This window comes from Leisingera aquaemixtae (assembly GCF_006740765.1).
Lineage (GTDB): Bacteria > Pseudomonadota > Alphaproteobacteria > Rhodobacterales > Rhodobacteraceae > Leisingera > Leisingera aquaemixtae.
Map to the genome: position 1 here is coordinate 2,345,212 of NZ_CP041159.1, position 17,851 is coordinate 2,363,062.

The 17,851-nt window shown below is 62.9% G+C and carries 9 protein-coding genes, 2 tRNA genes and 2 rRNA genes; 2 read left to right on the plus strand and 11 right to left on the minus strand.

The window, feature by feature from the left end; genetic code table 11:
• Positions 1-8 precede the first annotated feature (8 nt).
• The 6 genes from R2C4_RS13130 to R2C4_RS13155 all read right to left on the minus strand — a co-directional run bounded on the left by R2C4_RS13130 (position 9) and on the right by R2C4_RS13155 (position 8,465).
• Positions 9-401 carry a hypothetical protein gene (locus R2C4_RS13130; RefSeq protein WP_141890982.1) on the minus strand — a complete coding sequence of 131 codons (393 nt, stop codon included), beginning with the start codon at positions 399-401 and terminating at the stop codon, positions 9-11.
• A 116-nt stretch (positions 402-517) separates the two neighbouring features.
• Positions 518-3,025, minus strand: coding sequence for a GcvT family protein (locus tag R2C4_RS13135; RefSeq protein WP_141890983.1), 2,508 nt, complete (start codon positions 3,023-3,025; stop codon positions 518-520).
• 219 nt (positions 3,026-3,244) lie between these two features.
• On the minus strand, positions 3,245-3,583 hold the full coding sequence (locus R2C4_RS13140) for a hypothetical protein (protein ID WP_141890984.1): 339 nt from the start codon (positions 3,581-3,583) through the stop codon (positions 3,245-3,247).
• Positions 3,584-4,136: 553 nt separating this feature from the next.
• Entirely contained in the window at positions 4,137-5,540 is a 1,404-nt protein-coding gene (locus R2C4_RS13145) for an FAD-binding oxidoreductase (protein ID WP_141890985.1), read from the minus strand.
• A gap of 106 nt (positions 5,541-5,646) precedes the next feature.
• Positions 5,647-7,437 (minus strand): gamma-glutamyltransferase, encoded by a 1,791-nt coding sequence (ggt, locus tag R2C4_RS13150; protein WP_141890986.1) that lies wholly within the window; start codon positions 7,435-7,437, stop codon positions 5,647-5,649.
• A 41-nt stretch (positions 7,438-7,478) separates the two neighbouring features.
• Entirely contained in the window at positions 7,479-8,465 is a 987-nt protein-coding gene (locus tag R2C4_RS13155; protein WP_141890987.1) for a 2-hydroxyacid dehydrogenase, read from the minus strand.
• 217 nt (positions 8,466-8,682) lie between these two features.
• Between R2C4_RS13155 and R2C4_RS13160 the strand changes: the two genes are divergently transcribed.
• The gene (locus tag R2C4_RS13160) at positions 8,683-9,180 is read left to right on the plus strand and encodes an SH3 domain-containing protein (protein WP_141890988.1); all 498 of its coding nucleotides are present in this window, start codon (positions 8,683-8,685) and stop codon (positions 9,178-9,180) included.
• A gap of 294 nt (positions 9,181-9,474) precedes the next feature.
• Positions 9,475-11,688 carry an NADP-dependent isocitrate dehydrogenase gene (locus tag R2C4_RS13165; RefSeq protein ID WP_141890989.1) on the plus strand — a complete coding sequence of 738 codons (2,214 nt, stop codon included), beginning with the start codon at positions 9,475-9,477 and terminating at the stop codon, positions 11,686-11,688.
• Between the two features lie 78 nt (positions 11,689-11,766).
• Here the strand turns inward: R2C4_RS13165 and R2C4_RS13170 are convergent, their stop codons facing one another.
• The 5 genes from R2C4_RS13170 to R2C4_RS13190 form a co-directional block, all read right to left on the minus strand.
• Entirely contained in the window at positions 11,767-13,674 is a 1,908-nt protein-coding gene (locus R2C4_RS13170) for a methyl-accepting chemotaxis protein (RefSeq protein WP_141890990.1), read from the minus strand.
• 446 nt (positions 13,675-14,120) lie between these two features.
• Positions 14,121-14,235: ribosomal RNA gene (gene rrf / locus R2C4_RS13175) — 5S ribosomal RNA — on the minus strand.
• A 194-nt stretch (positions 14,236-14,429) separates the two neighbouring features.
• Positions 14,430-17,260 (minus strand): 23S ribosomal RNA (locus R2C4_RS13180).
• Positions 17,261-17,670: 410 nt separating this feature from the next.
• Positions 17,671-17,747 (minus strand) — tRNA-Ile (locus R2C4_RS13185).
• Between the two features lie 25 nt (positions 17,748-17,772).
• Positions 17,773-17,848: transfer RNA gene (locus R2C4_RS13190), tRNA-Ala, on the minus strand.
• Positions 17,849-17,851: the final 3 nt, after the last annotated feature.

Genomic DNA, 17,851 nt, shown 5'->3' on the forward strand with positions numbered 1-17,851 from the left:
GTTCCGGCTCAGCCTTCCGCACGGAGCTTTCCGGCAAGCCAGTCTATTTCTTCCGTTGCTCCAAACCCTTCTTCGCTGAGATGGATAACCGCCGTCCTTACTAGGTCCGCGTCGAGGTCCTGCGCTGCTCTGGCGTTTGCGACGGTCTCAAAATCCGCGGGTTCGCAGACGAATGAGCTGAATCTTTGAATTTCGTCCGAATACTCAGTGAACCCCGAGCGGTACAGCACCTCGGCAGCCAATTCCAGCGGCCCCACACACAAATTGTCGAAGACCATTATGGGGCCCTTCACCAAATGCTGCACTTCCCGGTAGTGCAGTTGGTGAATGCAGCGGGCGATGGCGAGCAGCCTGCCCTTATGCGTGTTGACGGGCTGCGGGAGCCAAGGGGGATAATCCATGCCCGGATGCTGACGTCATTCCAAGGCTCGGTTCAAGACAAAGTTTGCGCTCCAGCTCCCAAAACAAAAAAGCCCCGGCACATTGGCCGGGGCTTCCTTGTCTCTTCCAACAGGACTTAGCCGTTCTGACGGATGGTCTCGTTCTTCGGATCATAGGGACTGTCGCAGGTCACGACCGCGTCCCACAGCTTGTCCTGGATCTTGACCTGCAGCTTGGTGCCTTCCACCGCGTAGTCAGGCTTCACGTAGCCCATGCCGATGGATTTCTCAAACGCCACCGAGTAGCCGCCGGAGGTCAGGCGGCCCACACGGGTCCCGTCTTCGGCATAAAGCGCCTCGCGGCCCCAGGGATCGGCATCGGCAGGGCCGTCGATCAGCAGGGTGCAGCACTTCACGCGGACACCGGTCTCAACCAGTTTGTCCTTGCCGTGGAAGTCCTTCTCCAGGTCGACAAAGCGCGGCAGGTCGGCTTCCAGCGGGGTCGCGTCGCGGCCCAGCTCGTTGCCGAAGGCACGGTAGGATTTCTCCTGCCGCAGCCAGTTCTGGGCGCGGGCCCCCACCAGCTTCATGCCGTGCTTCTCGCCAGCTTTCTCCAGCAGGTCGAACAGGTAGTTCTGCATCTCGATCGGGTGATGCAGCTCCCAGCCCAACTCGCCGGTGTAGGCCACGCGGATCGCGTTCACCGGGCACATGCCCAGTTCGATCTGCTTGGCCGACAGCCAGGGGAAGCGCTTGTTGGAGAGCGCAGTTTCCGGATCGGCGTCGACGATCACCTCTTTCAGCACATCGCGGGACTTGGGGCCTGCGATGGCGAAGACGCCCCACTGGGTGGTCACGTCCTGGATCTCGATGTAGCCGAACTCCTCCATCTTGTCCTCGGCCGCCTTGCGCAGGAAGTCGGCGTCATACTCGGACCAGGCGCCGGCAGAGACCAGATAGTAGTTGTTCTCGCCGTTGCGGACGATGGTGTATTCGGTCCGGGTGGTGCCGAATGCGGTCAGCGCATAGGTCAGGTTGATGCGGCCGATCTTGGGCAGCTTGTTGCAGGTGAACCAGTCCAGGAACTGGGTCGCACCGGGCCCCTTTACGACATGCTTGGTAAAGGCGGTCGCGTCGATCAGGCCAACGCCTTCACGCACAGCTTTCGCCTCTTCCACGGCATACTGCCACCAGCCGCCGCGGCGGAAGGAGCGGGCGTCGTGGTCGAAGTTTGCCGGTGCATCGACGGGGCCGTAGTAGTTCGGACGTTCCCAGCCGTTGACCCAGCCGAACTGTGCGCCGCGGGCTTTCTGGCGGTCATAGGCCGGTGCGGTGCGCAGCGGACGGCAGGCTTCGCGCTCTTCGTCCGGGTGGTGCAGGATATAGACGTGCTCATAGCACTCTTCGTTCTTGCGGGCTGCGAACTCGGTGGTCATCCAGTTGGAGGAGTAGCGTTTCGGGTCGAGCGACGCCATGTCGATCTCGGCCTCACCGTCCACCATCATCTGCGCCAGGTAGTAGCCAGTGCCGCCCGCGGCGGTGATGCCGAAGGAGAAACCTTCCGCCAGCCACATGTTGCGCAGGCCCGGTGCCGGGCCGACCAGCGGGTTGCCGTCGGGGGTGTAGCAGATCGGGCCGTTGAAGTCGTCCTTGAGGCCGGATTCGGCACAGGACGGCACACGCTCTGCCATCGCCATGTACTGCTCGGCGATACGGTCCAGGTCCAGCGGGAACAGGTCGGCGCGGAAGCTGTCCGGCACGCCGTGCTCGAACTGCGCGGGTGCGCCGCGCTCGTAGATGCCCAGGATCCAGCCGCCGCGCTCTTCGCGGGCATAGGATTCGTTGTCGGCATCGCGCACAACGGGGTGCTCGGGGTTGCCCGCTTCACGCCATTTGACCAGCTCGGGGTCCTTGTCCATGACGATGAAGGTGTGCTCGACCGGGATTGCCGGCATCTTGATGCCCAGCATCTTGGCGGTGCGCTGCGCGTGGTTGCCGGAGGCAGTCACGACGTGCTCGGCGGTGATCACCACCTGCTCGTCGGAGGGCACCAGGTTGCCGCCCTTCTCGACCATCTTGGTACAGGTGACTTCCCAGTGGGTGCCGGTCCAGTGGAAGGCATCGGCCTGCAGCTTGCGGACGATCTCGACGCCGCGCTGACGGGCGCCCTTGGCCATCGCCTGGGTCACATCTGCCGGGTTAATGTAGCCGTCCTCGGTGTGGTAGATCGCGCCTTTCAGGTCGCCGGTCTCGATCAGCGGCCAGCGCTCCTTGATCTGGTCCGGGGTCAGCCACTCATAGTCCACATCGCAGGTTTCCGCGGTGGAGGCATAGAGCATGTATTCGTCCATGCGCTCCTGGGTCTGTGCCATGCGCAGGTTGCCCACCACGGCAAAACCTGCGTTCAGGCCGGTTTCCTCTTCCAGGGTCTTGTAGAAATCGACCGAGTACTTGTGGATGTGGGTGGTCGCATAGGACATGTTGAACAGCGGCAGCAGGCCCGCTGCGTGCCAGGTCGAGCCGGAGGTCAGCTCGTCACGCTCGATCAGCATGACGTCTTCCCAGCCGGCTTTGGCCAGGTGATAGGCAATCGAGGTGCCGACGGCGCCGCCGCCAACAACAAGTGCTTTGACTTGGGTTTTCATTCTCCCGCTCTCCAGCTTTGTGAGATTCTTGGCGACGGTTATGCCTGTGCATTGAAATCCGCGCAAAATCAGGCCGACGCAAAAACAGCCAAAACCGACCTTGCGCGCCACAGCATACCGGATTCTGGCCGCAGCACTGCCGGAAATCGCGCCTTCCCGCGCAGCAAAAAGGGGGCTGGCGCCCCCTGATGGTCCTTGATCAGGCTGTCCTGGCGCCTGTCAGCAGTCCGCAACATTGCCGCGGCGGATGCAGACGGGCGGCGGCGCCTCGTGTTCGCCCTGCGCTTCCGCGACCTGTTCGCCGCCTGCAAGCAGGCGCTTGCCATAGCTGGCGGCCTCCCCCCAGACCGACGGCACCTCCCCGCCCTGCTGCGCAGCCAGAAGGGCAGTGTCCCGGGTCCGGGCGCGGGCAAAACGCTCCTGCACGATGGTGCCGTAATCGGTGGCGCTGAGATCGCCCCAGCTGAGGCCCGCATCGCGGGTTTGGATGTGGTAGTCATAGCCGATGACCGCCTGGGTGCTGAACACCAGGATGCCCATTGCTTTCTTCAGTGCCATGCCGCTCTCCGGTTCCGCAGGAATGCCTTGCTGCCATCCCAGATCAGGACCTGGCGCAGAATTGCGGCAGCTTTCCGGCTTTTCGGGGGAGAGTGCGGAGCAACCGCTTCAGTCCGGCCAGGGCCCCTCTGCCCTGCCGGCTGCTGCGTTCTGCCTGTTCTGATCATCCTGTGCTGATCATCCGATGCTGCTCTTGAAGGGCGCAAGGATAAGGATGGCGGCGCCGCCAAGGGGCGGAGGCGGGACGGGAGCTTCCTCCCGCACGCTGAACGTCGTTTTTGCGTGCCCGTGCCAAAGGGCCCTGTTCCATGGTGCCGGGGGTGTCAGGCCCGGCAGTGACCGCGATCAGGGGGCAGTATGGCACCCGGGGTTTAAGATGCGGTGACACGGGCGTGCGCCGGAGGCGCAACCCCCAACGCGGCACGTGCGCCGCTGCCGCTGCGCAGTGAGTATTTTTGGAAAGATGAAGGCGCAGGGCCAGTGTTTTCATCTTTCCCCAAATACTCAAATCGCGCCGCCGGCCCAGCCCGGGCCGCTGGCGGATGGCTGCGGCTCAGATCTCCAGGATCTTGCCCGGGTTCATGATGTTGTCCGGATCCAGCGCCGCCTTGACCGCCGCCATATAGCGGATTGCCGGGCCCAGTTCCTTTTGCAGATAGGGGCGCTTGCCCTGGCCGATGCCATGTTCGCCGGTGCAGGTGCCGTCCATGGAAATCGCCAGATCGTTGAGCCAGCCGACAAACTCATCCGCCTTCTGACGCTCGGTACTGCTGTCCATGTCGATGAGCAGCAGCGCGTGGAAGTTGCCGTCGCCTACATGGCCGACGATCGGCGCCATCAGCCCCATGCCCTCAGCCTTGTCCCGCGCAGCGCCGACGCATTCCGCCAGCTTGGAGATCGGCACGCAGACATCGGTGGAGATCCCCTTGGCGCCGGGGCGCAGCTGCAGGCTGGCCCAGTACATGTCATGGCGCGCCTGCCACAGCTTGTTGCGCTCCTCCGGCGTCGAGGTGGCGGCGATGTCAAAGCCGCCGAACTCTTCGGCGATGGAGGCAAAAATGTCCGACTGCTCCACCACGCCCGCGTCAGAGCCGTGGAATTCCAAGAGCAGCAGGGGCGTTTCCGGCAGGTCTAGCCCGGAATAGGCATTGGCGGCGCGCACGCTGAGCGCGTCCAGAAGTTCGATCCGGGCGACGGGAATGCCGTACTGGATGGTCATCATCACCGCGCGGCAGGCGTCGTCCACGGTGCGGAACGAACAGCGGGCCGAGCGGATCGCCTCCGGGATGCCCTGCAGCTTCAGGGTCAGTTCGGTGATCAGGCCCAGGGTGCCCTCGCTGCCGATCAGGAGCCGGGTCAGGTCATAGCCGGCGGAGGATTTCTTGGCCCGCTGTGCGGTGCGGATCACGCCGCCGTCGGCCATCACCGCCTCCAGGCTGAGCACATTGTCCTTCATGGTGCCGTAGCGCACCGCGTTGGTGCCGGAGGCCCGCGTCGCCGCCATGCCGCCGAGCGAGGCATTGGCGCCGGGATCGATCGGAAAGAACAGGCCCTGGTCGCGCAGGTAGGTGTTGAGCTGCTCGCGGGTGACGCCGGGCTGCACCACCACATCCAGATCCTCGGCATGGACCGCGAGGATCTTGTCCATCCGCATCATGTCGATGCAGATGCCGCCGGCGGGCGCGTTGACATGGCCCTCCAGCGAGGTGCCGGTGCCGAAGGGAATGACCGGCACGCCGTATTCGGCGCAGACTGTGACGATCTCCGAAACCTCTTCGGTGGAGGTGGGGAACACCACCGCGTCGGGCGCCTGATTGACGATCCAGGTCGTGGTGTGGCCGTGCTGCTCGCATATGGCCTGCCCGGTCTGCAGCCGGCCGCCGAAACGCTCTTTCAGTGTTTCGATTGCGGCCTCGATACCGGCCTCGTTGCGCGGCAGTGAGGTGGCTTGCACCATGGTCGGTCTCCCCAGAAAATTTCACCTGTTAACCTACGCGCCGCTGCCGGAGTTCAGCAATACCCAGAACCCCGCAGGCGCGGCGCGCAGGCCCTGCGGAACATCCTCAGCCGCCCAGGGCAATCCCCTCGCGGCGCGGGTCTGCGGCGCCTTTCAGCCCCTCGCCGATCTCAATCGCATGCAGGCCGGACGTGAGGTCGCGGGCGTTCACCTCAAAGCCCAGCTCCGTCAGCGCCTCCGACAGGTCCTCAGCGCTGGTGCCGGCCTCCAGGTCATAGGTGCCGAACCGGTTGACCAGATGCGGCAGCGCCAGCGCCTCCTGGATGTTCAGGCCCCAATCAGCCCAGGCGATGATGGATTTCGCCACATAGCCGATGATGCGGCTGCCGCCCGGGGAGCCGATGGCCAGCACCGGCTTGCCCTCGCGCAGCACAATCGCCGGCGCCATCGAAGAGCGCGGCCGCTTGCCGGGCGCCAGCCGGTTGGCAATCGGCACGCCATTGGCATGGGTCCGGAACGAGAAATCCGTCAGCTCGTTGTTCAGCAGGAAGCCCGCCGCCATCAGCCGCGCGCCAAAGGCGTTTTCAATCGTCGTGGTCATCGACAGCACGTTGCCATAGCTGTCCACGATGGAGATATGCGAGGTCGAGGGCAGCTCGATCGACTCGTCATCGGCCAGCTCCGGCACCAGGCCTGCATGGTCGAACTCGGGCGATCCCGGCGCCGTTTCCGGCAGCGCATCATCGCCCTGCAGCAGCTCTGCCCGGGACGCCAGGTAATCCGCCGCCACCAGCCCGTGGGTGGGCACCGGCACAAAATCGCTGTCAGCCATGTAGCGGCCCCGGTCGGCAAAGGCGAGGCGGGAGGCATCGCCGATCAGCCGCCAGGCCTCGGCGCTGTCCGCCCCCAGCGCGGCCAGGTCATAGGCGTTCAGAATCCCCAGGATCTGCCCCACGGTCAGCGCGCCGGAGGACGGCGGGCCCATGCCGCAGGTCTCGAAATCGCGGTAGGCGACACAGACCGCCGGGCGCTCCTTGACGTGGTAGAGCGCAAGATCGGTGGCCGACAGCACCCCCGGGTTGCCCTCGGCCGTGGTGACGGCGTGAACGATCTCTGCGGCGATCGGTCCGGAATAAAACGCCCCGGCCCCCTCCCGTGCCAGCGCCCGCAGGGTTGCGGCATACGCGGGGTTCAGCAGCGTGGCCCCGTCCTGCACCGGCTCGCCCTCCGGCAGGAAGTAGGCGGCGGTGGCCGGGAACCGCGCCAGCCGCTCGGCATCGCGCTCCACCAGCCCGGCCAGGCGCGGCGAGACGGCAAAGCCCTCTTCCGCCAGCCGGATCGCCGGTTCAAACAGCGACGGCCAGTTGGCCTGCCCCCAGCGGCGGTGCGCCGCCTCCAGCAGTGCGGGCGTGCCCGGCGTGCCGACAGAGCGGCCGCCGACAACCGCGTCAAAGAACTCCAGCGGCTCGCCGTCTTCATCCTGGAACAGCGTCGGCACTGCCGCCAGCGGTGCGGTCTCGCGCCCGTCCAGCGTCGTCACCTCGCCAGTGGCGGCATCGTACCAGACCAGAAACGCGCCGCCGCCAAGGCCCGAGGATTGCGGCTCCACCAGACCCAGCACGGTCTGCACCGCCACCATCGCATCCGCGGCGGTGCCGCCCGCGCGCAGAACCGTGGCGCCGGCCTCCGCGGCATGCGGGTTGGCGGCGGCAACCATCCAGTTTTCCGCCTCCACCGGGCGGCCTGCGGCCTTGGCCTCCAGCGCGGCGGCCACCTCCGGAGAAAGCGCTTCAAACGTGCCGGCGGTGGCGCCTTCGGGCGCGACCGCATCGGCGGCCTCCTGCGCGGCGGCGGACCCGGCGGCAAGCGCGGCAGTGGCCAGAATCAGATACTTCATGAAAGTTCTCCCCTAAATTTCCGGCCAGCTGCCCCGGACGCTTACAGCATCGACGGCACCACCTGATCCGGCGGCCGGTGGCCGTCCTCGAACGTCTTGATGTTCAGCAGCACCTTCTCGCCCATCTCGATCCGCCCCTCGATGGTGGCCGATCCCATATGCGGCAGCAGCACCACATTGGGCAGCTCGCGCAGCCGCGGGTTGATGTCGGTGCCGTGCTCATAGACGTCGAGGCCCGCGCCCGCGATCTCGCCGGCGCGCAGCATCCGGGTCAGCGCCATCTCGTCGATCACCTCGCCGCGCGAGGTGTTCACGATCACCGCCGAGGGCTTCATCAGCTTCAAGCGCCGCGCGTTCATCAGGTGGAAGGTCGAGGGTGTCGACGGGCAGTTGACCGAGATCACATCCATCCGCGCCACCATCTGATCGAGGCTGTCCCAATAGGTGGCCTCCAGCTTCTCCTCCACCTCGGGGCGCAGGCGGCGGCGGTTGTGGTAATGGATCTGCATGCCAAAGGCCGCGGCGCGTTTGGCCACCGCCTGGCCGATCCGGCCCATCCCCAGGATGCCCAGACGGCGCCCGGCAATGCGCCCGCCCAGGAACGCGGTCGGCGCCCAGCCCTGCCAGTCGCCCTTCTGCATCACCGTCAGCCCTTCGGGCATCCGGCGCACCACCGCCATGACCAGCGCCATCGCCATATCGGCGGTGTCATCGGTCAGCACGCCGGGCGTGTTGGACACCAGGATGCCGCGCTGGCGGGCGGTGGCGACATCAATGTGATCCACCCCCGCACCATAATTGGCAATCAGTTTCAGCCGGTCACCCGCCTGGCCCAGCAGCCCCGCATCAATGGTATCCGTGACAGTCGGCACCAGCACATCGGCATCCTTCACCGCCGCCGCCAGCTCAGTCCGGGTCATCGGCGCGTCATCCTCACGCAGGCGCACATCAAACAGCTCGCTCAGCCGGGTCTCCACAGGTTCCGGCAACCGTCGCGTAACGACAACACTCAGTCGGTCTCTTGGCACTTGTGCTCTCCCTTGGGCTTTTCAATCCGCACGCCTCCATGGCATCGTGGCGCAGGACGCGGGAAGGCACAAGAACCCAAGCGCATTCCCTCGCCCGCAGGCCGGTATTTTACCGCCGCGGCCGGGGGCAACAGAAGACGGGCAGAAGACCGGAACAACAGGCTGGGCCCAGCCTGGCCGGGCAAGAAGAGGCGATCAGGCAGTGAGACAAGCGGCAATGGCCATCCGCCATCTGGCGGCAGCAGCGGTATCCCTGGCGCTGGCAGGCGCCGCCTGTGCCGCCGAATCCCGCGGGCCTGTCACCAACCTCCCCCTGCCCCGCTATGTCTCGATGAAGGCGGCTACCGGCAATGTGCGCCGCGGGCCGTCGCTTACCCACAAGATCGACTGGGTGTTCAAGCGCCGCGGCATGCCGCTGGAGATCACGGCTGAGTACGGCCACTGGCGCCGGGTGCAGGACCGCGACGGCGCTGGCGGCTGGGTGCATTACGCACTGCTCTCTGGCGTGCGCACCGTGCTGGTGGAGGAAGACATGCTGACAGTCCACGCCCGCCCCGACACCCGTGCGCCGGTGACGGCCGCCTTTGAGCTGGGCGTGGTTGCCCGCCTTGGCGAATGCGAGACCAACTGGTGCGAGATCTCGGCCGGCGGCTACAGCGGCTGGGCGCCCAAGAAAAAGCTTTGGGGCGTCGCCCCGGGCGAGCTGCGCGAATAACGCCTCCCGCCATTTTCATTTTTCCCCAAATACTCCGGGGTGAATTGGGCCGAAGGCCCAAGAGGGGCAGCGCTCCTCCCTTCTGCCGCGGCAATCCGCGCGGGCGGCTGGTGCGCCAGACCATTGCACCCGCAGCAAGGGTGTTCTACATGAGGGCCGTACCTATGGCTGCCAAAGCCGGTTCCGGCCCGGTTTCCCGGGCCCCGCTTCGGCAGCACCGGAATACCCAAACCGGCGCGGCCCTGCTGCGCTGAAGACATCAAAGCCTCCGAGATCGCTGAAAGGTTGTGGAACATGGCAGAAAATCAAACCCCGGACATATTGTATACCATTGTAGACGAAGCGCCCGAACTGGCCTCGGCATCTTTCCTGCCGATCATCCGCAAGTTCGCCGCCGCCGCCGGTGTCTCTGTCGGCACCAAGGATATTTCGCTGGCGGGCCGCATCCTCGCCGCCTTCCCGGAAAACCTGACCGAAGAGCAGCGCCAGAGCGACGACCTGGCAGAGCTGGGCGAGCTGGTGAAAACCCCGGACGCCAACGTGATCAAGCTGCCCAACATCTCCGCCTCGGTGCCGCAGCTGGTGGCCGCCGTCACCGAGCTGCAGGGCCAGGGCTATGACCTCCCGAACTACCCGGAAGAGCCGAAGACCGCAGAAGAAAAGTCCATCCGCGCCCGCTACGACGCCATCAAGGGCTCGGCGGTGAACCCGGTCCTGCGCGAAGGCAACTCCGACCGCCGCGCCGCCAAGGCAGTCAAGAACTTCGCCCAGAAGAACCCGCATTCGATGGGCGAATGGTCCGCGGACAGCAAGACCAAAGTAACGTCGATGCCGGGCAACGACTTCTATGCAAACGAGAAATCCGCGACCATCACCGCCGCGCAGGCGGGTGACGCGAAGATTGAGTTCGTTGGCAAGGACGGCTCCGTCTCCGTGCTGAAGGACAGCTGGCCGCTGGCAGAGGGCACCGTGGCCGACGCCACCTTCATGTCCGCCAAGGCGCTGTCGGCGTTCCTGAAGGACGCCATCGAGGACACCAAGGCAGACGGCACCATGTTCTCGCTGCACCTCAAAGCCACCATGATGAAGGTCTCCGACCCGATCATCTTCGGCCACGCGGTCAAGGCCTGGCTGGCACCGGTGTTCGAGCAGTTCGGCCCGCAGCTGGAGGCCCTGGGCGTCGACCCGAACTCCGGCCTTGGCGACCTCTTGAACCGGGTCAAGGGGAACCCGGAAATCATGGCCGCGATCGACGCGGTGCGCGCCGAGCGCCCCTCCATGTACATGGTCGACAGCGACAAGGGCATCACCAACCTGCATGTGCCGTCTGACGTGATCATCGACGCCTCGATGCCTGCGGTGATCCGGGCCGGCGGCAAGGGCTGGGACGAGAACGGCACCAAGGGCGACACCAATTGCGTGATCCCCGACAACTGCTATGCGCCGGTCTATGACGAGAGCATCAAGTTCTTCAAGGAAAACGGCGCGCTGAACCCGGCCACCGCCGGCGCCGTCGCCAACGTCGGCCTGATGGCGCAGAAGGCTGAGGAATACGGCTCCCACCCGACCACCTTCGAGGCGCCTGCCGATGGCACCATCCGGGTGGTTCTGGCCAATGGCGAGACGCTGCACAGCCACGAGGTTGAAGCGGGCGACATCTGGCGCTCCTGCACCGTGAAGAAAGCGCCGATCGAGAACTGGATCCAGCTGGCGCTGGACCGTCAGCGGCTGACCGGCTCCGAGGCGATCTTCTGGCTGGACGCAAACCGCGCCCATGACGCCGAGCTGATCAAATACGTGCAGCCGGCTCTGGAAGCCGCGGGCGTTGCGGACAAGTTCCTGATCCTGGCGCCGCGCGAAGCCACCCGTCAGAGCCTCGAAACCATCACCAAGGGCGAGGACAGCATCGCCATCACCGGCAACGTGCTGCGCGACTATCTGACCGACCTGTTCCCGATCCTGGAGCTGGGCACCTCGGCCAAGATGCTGTCGATCGTCAAGCTGATGAACGGCGGCGGCCTGTTCGAGACCGGCGCCGGCGGCTCTGCCCCGAAACACGTGCAGCAGCTGGTCGAGGAAAACCACCTGCGCTGGGATTCGATGGGTGAATTCTGCGCGCTGGGGGAATCGCTGAACTTCCTCGCCGACAGCAAGGGCAACAAGAAGGCCGGCGTGCTGGGCGCCGCGGCTGAGGACGCCACCCAGGGCATCCTCGACAACAACCGCTCGCCCTCGCGCAAGGCGGGTGAGCCGGACAACCGCGACAGCCACTACTGGTTTGCCCGCTACTGGGCCGAAGCACTGGCAGCGCAGACCGAGGACGCAGAGCTGGCGGCGCATTTCGCCCCCATCGCAGAGGAACTCGGCGCCAAGGAAGAGCAGATCATCAGCGAACTGGCCGCGGCCCAGGGCGGCGCCGTTGACATCGGCGGCTACTACAACCCGAGCGCTGAGCTGAAAGCCAAGGTGATGCGCCCCTCGCAGACGCTGAACGCGATCATCGGCTGATCCGTTTCGCACCGGACCAAACAGAAAACGCCCGGGGTCATCCCCCGGGCGTTTTTCATTTCATGCCATGGGGTTGGATCAGAAATCCTGCCACAGGTCCCTGGCGGCATTGCCTTCCGCCACTGCGGCGGGCTGCGGCGTGGCCTCCATATCCCAGTCGCTGGGCCCATGCGCGGTCGGCGCAGGCGCCGCGGCAGGCCGAGCCGGGACAGCCGCGGCCCGTGCCGGAGCGGCCGCGCGGGTGCCGGGGATCTTGAAGTGGGCAACCAGTCCGGTCAGCCTGGTGGCATCCTCCTTCAGCAGCTGACCGGCGGCAGTGGATTGCTCCACCATGGCGGCGTTCTGCTGGGTCACCTGGTCCAGCTGGGTGACACCGGTGTTGATTTCGGCCAGACCGGTCGACTGTTCCGCCGCCCCTTCGGCGATGCCGGACACCAGCTCCGAGATGTGGTTGACCTGCGACACGATGCTTTGCAGCGCCTCGCCCGCCTTGCCAACCAGCTCCACGCCGCGCTCCACCTGGCCGGAGCTGTTGCTGATCAGGGTCTTGATCTCCATCGCGGCGTCCGAGGACCGCTGTGCCAGTGCCCGAACCTCCGAGGCCACCACCGCAAACCCGCGGCCCGCTTCACCGGCTCTTGCCGCCTCGACCCCGGCATTCAGCGCCAGCAGGTTGGTTTGGAACGCAATATCGTCGATCACGCCGATGATCTGGGAAATCTGGTTGGAGGACTGCTCGATCTCGGTCATTGCCGACACCGCGCTTTGCACCACCTCACCGCTGGTTTCGGCTTCGCGCTTGGCCTCCTCCATCGTCGCCTCGACGCTGCGGGCGCCCTCGGCAGCGGATTTGACCGACGCCGTCAGCTCGTCCAGCGCCGCCGCGGTCTGTTCCAGGGTCGCAGCCTGGCTCTCGGTGCGGTGCGACAGATCATCCGACGCCTGGCTGATCTCGCCCGCGCCGCTGCGGATGCTGTCGGCGGCAGCAATCACCTGCTCCACGGTCTGGCTGAGGGTCTGCGCGGTGCTGTTGAAGTCACGGCGCAGCTGCTCGTATTCGGCCGGGAAGGTTTCGGTAATCTGAGCGGTCAGATCGCCATGCGACAGGTTGGACAGCTTGCTGCTGAGCGCCTCCACCACGCCGCTGCGGGTGGCCTCAAGCGCTTGCTGCTCCTGCTCCATGTCCTTCTGGCGGATCAGCGCCTCGCGGAACACATCCACGGCCCGGGCGATTTCCCCCAGTTCGCTGCGCACGCCGGCGGACGGGATTTCGCTTTCGGTGTCGCCTTCGGCCAGACTGGTCATCCGGCTTTTCAGACCGTTCAGCGGTGCGGTCACGCTGCGGGTGATGAAAAAGGCCGCCACAGCCAGCAGCAGCAGACCGCCGCCAAGAACCGCCAGCGACTTGTTGCGCATGACCGCCACATCCGCCTCGATATCGGAGACATAGGCGCCGGTGCCGACAATCCAGCCGAACGGCTCAAAGGCCTGAACATAGCCGATCTTGGCCTCGATAACCTCGGAGTTGGGCTTCTTGAAGTAATAGGTCAGCTCCCCCGCCCCTTTGGCGGCCGCGATCTTTTCCAGCTCCTGGAACACCTTGATGCCGGTCACGTCCTCGTAACCGCCCTGGTTGGTGCCGACCCAGTCCGGCACCGTGGGATGCGCCTGAACAACCAGGTCGTGGTCAAAGACAAACACATAGCCGGAGTCGCCAAAGCGCAGCGCGGTCAGCCGCTCGCGGCCGATATCGCGGGCCTGTTCCGGGCTGAACCGCCCGGTGCGGGTCCCTTCATCCAGATCCCGCAGCAGGCTGACCGCGGCATCGGTGACATTGTGCAGTTCCTTGTAGCGCATCTCGTAAGCGTTGTTCACAGCCTGGTTCAGCATCAGGAACGTGAGCAGGGCAGTCAATCCAAGCGCAAGCACGGCCAGCGAATAGATGCGGACGGGCAGACGGTAGAGAAAAGCGGGAAGTCGGGGCATGTTTGCAGAGCCTTCGTTGCAGGTCTATTGCCAACCTGTTTTAGGAGGCAGTCTCTAACAAACATTTACTCCGAAGGCCCCTGAAGGGGGTTTGCCGCCGTTTTCCGCGAGGTTTTTGCCGCATTTTGAGTGGAATACCGGAAAAGCTGAGACATGCCCCCGGTTCTGCGGCCCCGGCGCCCCGGTTCGGCTCTGTGAACCGCACCGGGTTTGCCAAGCCCGAGACCGACGATTACCAAAACCAAACCCGCAGACTCTCCTCATGAACGAGGGACCAGCGGGGGGGCAGGTCAGTCGCAAAAGGAAATATTGGTGCGATCACGAGTTTTTCACTGGCCTAAAATCAAAGCCTTAGCGGAGCCTGGAACGCAAAACCGCCGCTTGCGGTGTGCGCAGCGGCGGGTCTGGTTCAGTCATCGTTTTTGAGAGTTTTTGGATTTTACTAGGTTTGGCGGTGACCTACTCTCCCAGGGCTTGAGCCCAAGTACCATCGGCGCGACAGTGCTTAACTTCCGGGTTCGGGATGGGACCGGGTGTTTCACTTGTGCTGTGGCCACCAAACCAAGAAAAATCCAAAAGCCTTCGGCTTTTGGATTTGGCGGCAGGCAGCGTGTTTACGCAGTAAACATGCGTTGCCGCCCCCCTGTTGTGTCAGGAGGCGTTTCCAAAAGCGGAAGGCAGTACAATCAACGTTGTCCGTGTTTTTTTGGGATGGTTTGCTTGTTTGGTTTTCGTAACACTGTCTGTTACTGGATCAAATCAAGCCTATCGGGCGATTAGTACCGGTCAGCTGAACGCATTGCTGCGCTTACACCTCCGGCCTATCGGCGTGGTGGTCTTCCACGGCCCTCAGGGATACCTTGTTTTGAGGGGGGCTTCCCGCTTAGATGCCTTCAGCGGTTATCCTGTCCGATCATAGCTACCCAGCACTGCTATTGGCATAACAACTGGTCCACCAGTGGATCGTTCACCCCGGTCCTCTCGTACTAGGGGCAACTCCTCTCAAGTATCCTGCACCCACGGCAGATAGGGACCGAACTGTCTCACGACGTTCTAAACCCAGCTCACGTACCTCTTTAAACGGCGAACAGCCGTACCCTTGGGACCTGCTCCAGCCCCAGGATGAGATGAGCCGACATCGAGGTGCCAAACACTGCCGTCGATATGGACTCTTGGGCAGTATCAGCCTGTTATCCCCGGCGTACCTTTTATCCGTTGAGCGATGGCCCTTCCACGCGGGACCACCGGATCACTATGGCCGACTTTCGTCTCTGCTCGACTTGTCAGTCTTGCAGTCAGGCTGGCTTCTGCCATTGCACTCAACGAGCGATTTCCGACCGCTCTGAGCCAACCTTCGCGCGCCTCCGTTACTCTTTAGGAGGCGACCGCCCCAGTCAAACTACCCGCCACGCAGGGTCCCGGATCCGGATAACGGACCGCGGTTAGACATCAAGAGTGCGAAGGGTGGTATCTCAAGGGAGGCTCCACCGGAACTTGCGTTCCGGCTTCGATGCCTACCACCTATCCTGCACATCACAATCCTGATGCCAGTGCGAAGCTGTAGTAAAGGTGCACGGGGTCTTTCCGTCTAACCGCGGGAAGCCTGCATCTTGACAGGCAATTCAATTTCGCTGAGTCGATGTTGGAGACAGCGGGGAAGTCGTTACGCCATTCGTGCAGGTCGGAACTTACCCGACAAGGAATTTCGCTACCTTAGGACCGTTATAGTTACGGCCGCCGTTTACCTGGGCTTCAATTCGGAGCTCTCACCCCTCCTTTTAACCTTCAGGCACCGGGCAGGCGTCAGACCCTATACGTCGCCTTGCGGCTTCGCAGAGCCCTGTGTTTTTAATAAACAGTCGCCACCCCCTGGTTTGTGCCCCCGGATCCAAGTTGCCTTGAACCCGGGCCTCCTTCTCGCGAACTTACGGAGGTATTTTGCCGAGTTCCTTCAACATCGTTCTCTCAAGCGCCTTGGTATTCTCTACCAGTCCACCTGTGTCGGTTTAGGGTACGGTCTGATGGAGGGCTATTTCCAGGAACCGATCAGCAGCCCATTCAATCCGATAAGAATGAACTACCCTCACGATCCGTCACATCCTCCTGGCCCACGAATATTAACGTGGTTCCCATCGCCTACGCCTTTCGGCCTCGGCTTAGGGGCCGGCTTACCCTGCTCAGATTAGCTTTAAGCAGGAACCCTTGGACTTTCGGCGAGAGTGTCTCTCACACTCTTTGTCGCTACTCATGTCATCATTCTCGCTAGTGATCTCTCCACCGGATGGCTCACGCCCCGGCTTCATCGAAAGCTCCTTGCGTCCAATCTTTCCCGGAGGAAAGTAAGGACGCATGGAACTATGTCACACTACGCTCTGCTACCATGCACTATGTGCATCCTCGGCTTCGGCTCATGGCTTGAGCCCCGTTACATCTTCGCCGCAAGACATCTTAATTAGACCAGTGAGCTGTTACGCTATCTTTAAAGGATGGCTGCTTCTAAGCCAACCTCCTGGTTGTTTTGGACGTCTCACCTGCTTTCCCACTTAGCCATGAATTGGGGGCCTTAGCCGGAGGTCAGGGTTGTTTCCCTCTCCACGACGGACGTTAGCATCCGCCGTGTGTCTGCCATCTAGTACTCCCGGGTATTCGGAGTTTGGTTAGGATCAGTAAGCCTGTGGGGCCCCATTACCCATCCAGTGCTCTACCCCCCGGGGTATTCGGATGACGCTCTACCTAAATAGATTTCGCAGAGAACCAGCTATCTCCGAGTTTGATTGGCCTTTCACCCCTAGGCACAGCTCATCCCGATCCTTTTCAACGGATGTGGGTTCGGCCCTCCAATGCGTGTTACCGCATCTTCAGCCTGGCCATGCCTAGATCACTCGGTTTCGGGTCTGATCCCACGAACTCATGCGCCCTATTAAGACTCGCTTTCGCTGCGCCTCCGCCTAGCGGCTTAAGCTTGCTCGTGAGACCAAGTCGATGACCCATTATACAAAAGGTACGCTGTCAGCCCTCAAGGGGCCTCCAACTGATTGTAGGCGTTCGGTTTCAGGTACTGTTTCACTCCCCTCGCCGGGGTGCTTTTCACCTTTCCCTCACGGTACTGGTTCGCTATCGGTCAGTAAGGAGTACTTAGCCTTCGGAGGTGGTCCTCCGGTCTTCGAACAGGATTTCACGTGTCCCGCCCTACTTAATACGTCCCTCAGAGCTTCCCATACGGGGCTGTCACCCGCTCTGGCTGCGTTTCCCAACGCATTCTGGTCACTCATCAGGCTCGGCTGGTCCGCGTTCGCTCGCCGCTACTAACGGAGTCTCTATTGATGTCCTTTCCTCCGGGTACTTAGATGTTTCAGTTCCCCGGGTTTGCTCTTAAAGACCTATGTATTCAGTCCTTAAGTACCTGGTTAAGCCCATTATAAGCAGCCTTGCGGCTATTATAACAAACTTTCAGGTGGGTTCCCCCATTCAGAGATCTTGGGATCAAAGCCTATTCCCGGCTCCCCCAAGCTTATCGCAGGGTATCACGTCTTTCATCGCCTCTTACTGCCAAGGCATCCACCAAACGCCCTTCTCGCGCTTGATTTGATCCAGAAAGAGACAGTGCAAACTGCCGCGGCACCGGAAGCTGGTAAGAAACCGGCGCCTCTATTTCTGAACCAAAAAGCAAACTATCCCGCTCTCAACCATGTCGGTGGTTGAGAACTTGTTGCATGATCGTGCGATCATGCGGGTTAGTGTACTTGACTTGGACAACACTGTTTTTTCAGCCAGGCAGACCCGTGGATGCCCGAGGAAAGGGGCATGTGCACAGGCTCGCGTCACTTCCGAAGAAGATCGGCACCTCACTGAGGCTCTCCCCTCACGCGGGGCGCCAACAGTATTGTTGATTGTATCTCTCTTAACGATGTCAATGTGTGCGTCTGAAGAACAGACGTTCAAACAGTCAGCAACTGCTTGAAGATATGTTCTTCCATATGGCCACTTCCGGGGAAGTGGTGGGTCGAGGAGGACTTGAACCTCCGGCCTCACGCTTATCAGGCGTGCGCTCTAACCACCTGAGCTACCGACCCATATTGTCCGGGCCGTTTGCATGAGTGGTGGAGCCTAGGAGGATCGAACTCCTGACCTCCTGAATGCAAATCAGGCGCTCTCCCAGCTGAGCTAAGGCCCCTTG

Bases quoted from the DNA above. Each gene is read 5' to 3' on its own strand.
- R2C4_RS13170 (WP_141890990.1), bottom strand. From the start codon at position 13,674: ATGCCCCGACTTCCCGCTTTTCTCTACCGTCTGCCCGTCCGCATCTAT.
- R2C4_RS13160 (WP_141890988.1), top strand. From the start codon at position 8,683: ATGGCCATCCGCCATCTGGCGGCAGCAGCGGTATCCCTGGCGCTGGCA.
- R2C4_RS13165 (WP_141890989.1), top strand. From the start codon at position 9,475: ATGGCAGAAAATCAAACCCCGGACATATTGTATACCATTGTAGACGAA.
- ggt (WP_141890986.1), bottom strand. From the start codon at position 7,437: ATGAAGTATCTGATTCTGGCCACTGCCGCGCTTGCCGCCGGGTCCGCC.
- R2C4_RS13135 (WP_141890983.1), bottom strand. From the start codon at position 3,025: ATGAAAACCCAAGTCAAAGCACTTGTTGTTGGCGGCGGCGCCGTCGGC.
- R2C4_RS13130 (WP_141890982.1), bottom strand. From the start codon at position 401: ATGGATTATCCCCCTTGGCTCCCGCAGCCCGTCAACACGCATAAGGGC.
- R2C4_RS13140 (WP_141890984.1), bottom strand. From the start codon at position 3,583: ATGGCACTGAAGAAAGCAATGGGCATCCTGGTGTTCAGCACCCAGGCG.
- R2C4_RS13145 (WP_141890985.1), bottom strand. From the start codon at position 5,540: ATGGTGCAAGCCACCTCACTGCCGCGCAACGAGGCCGGTATCGAGGCC.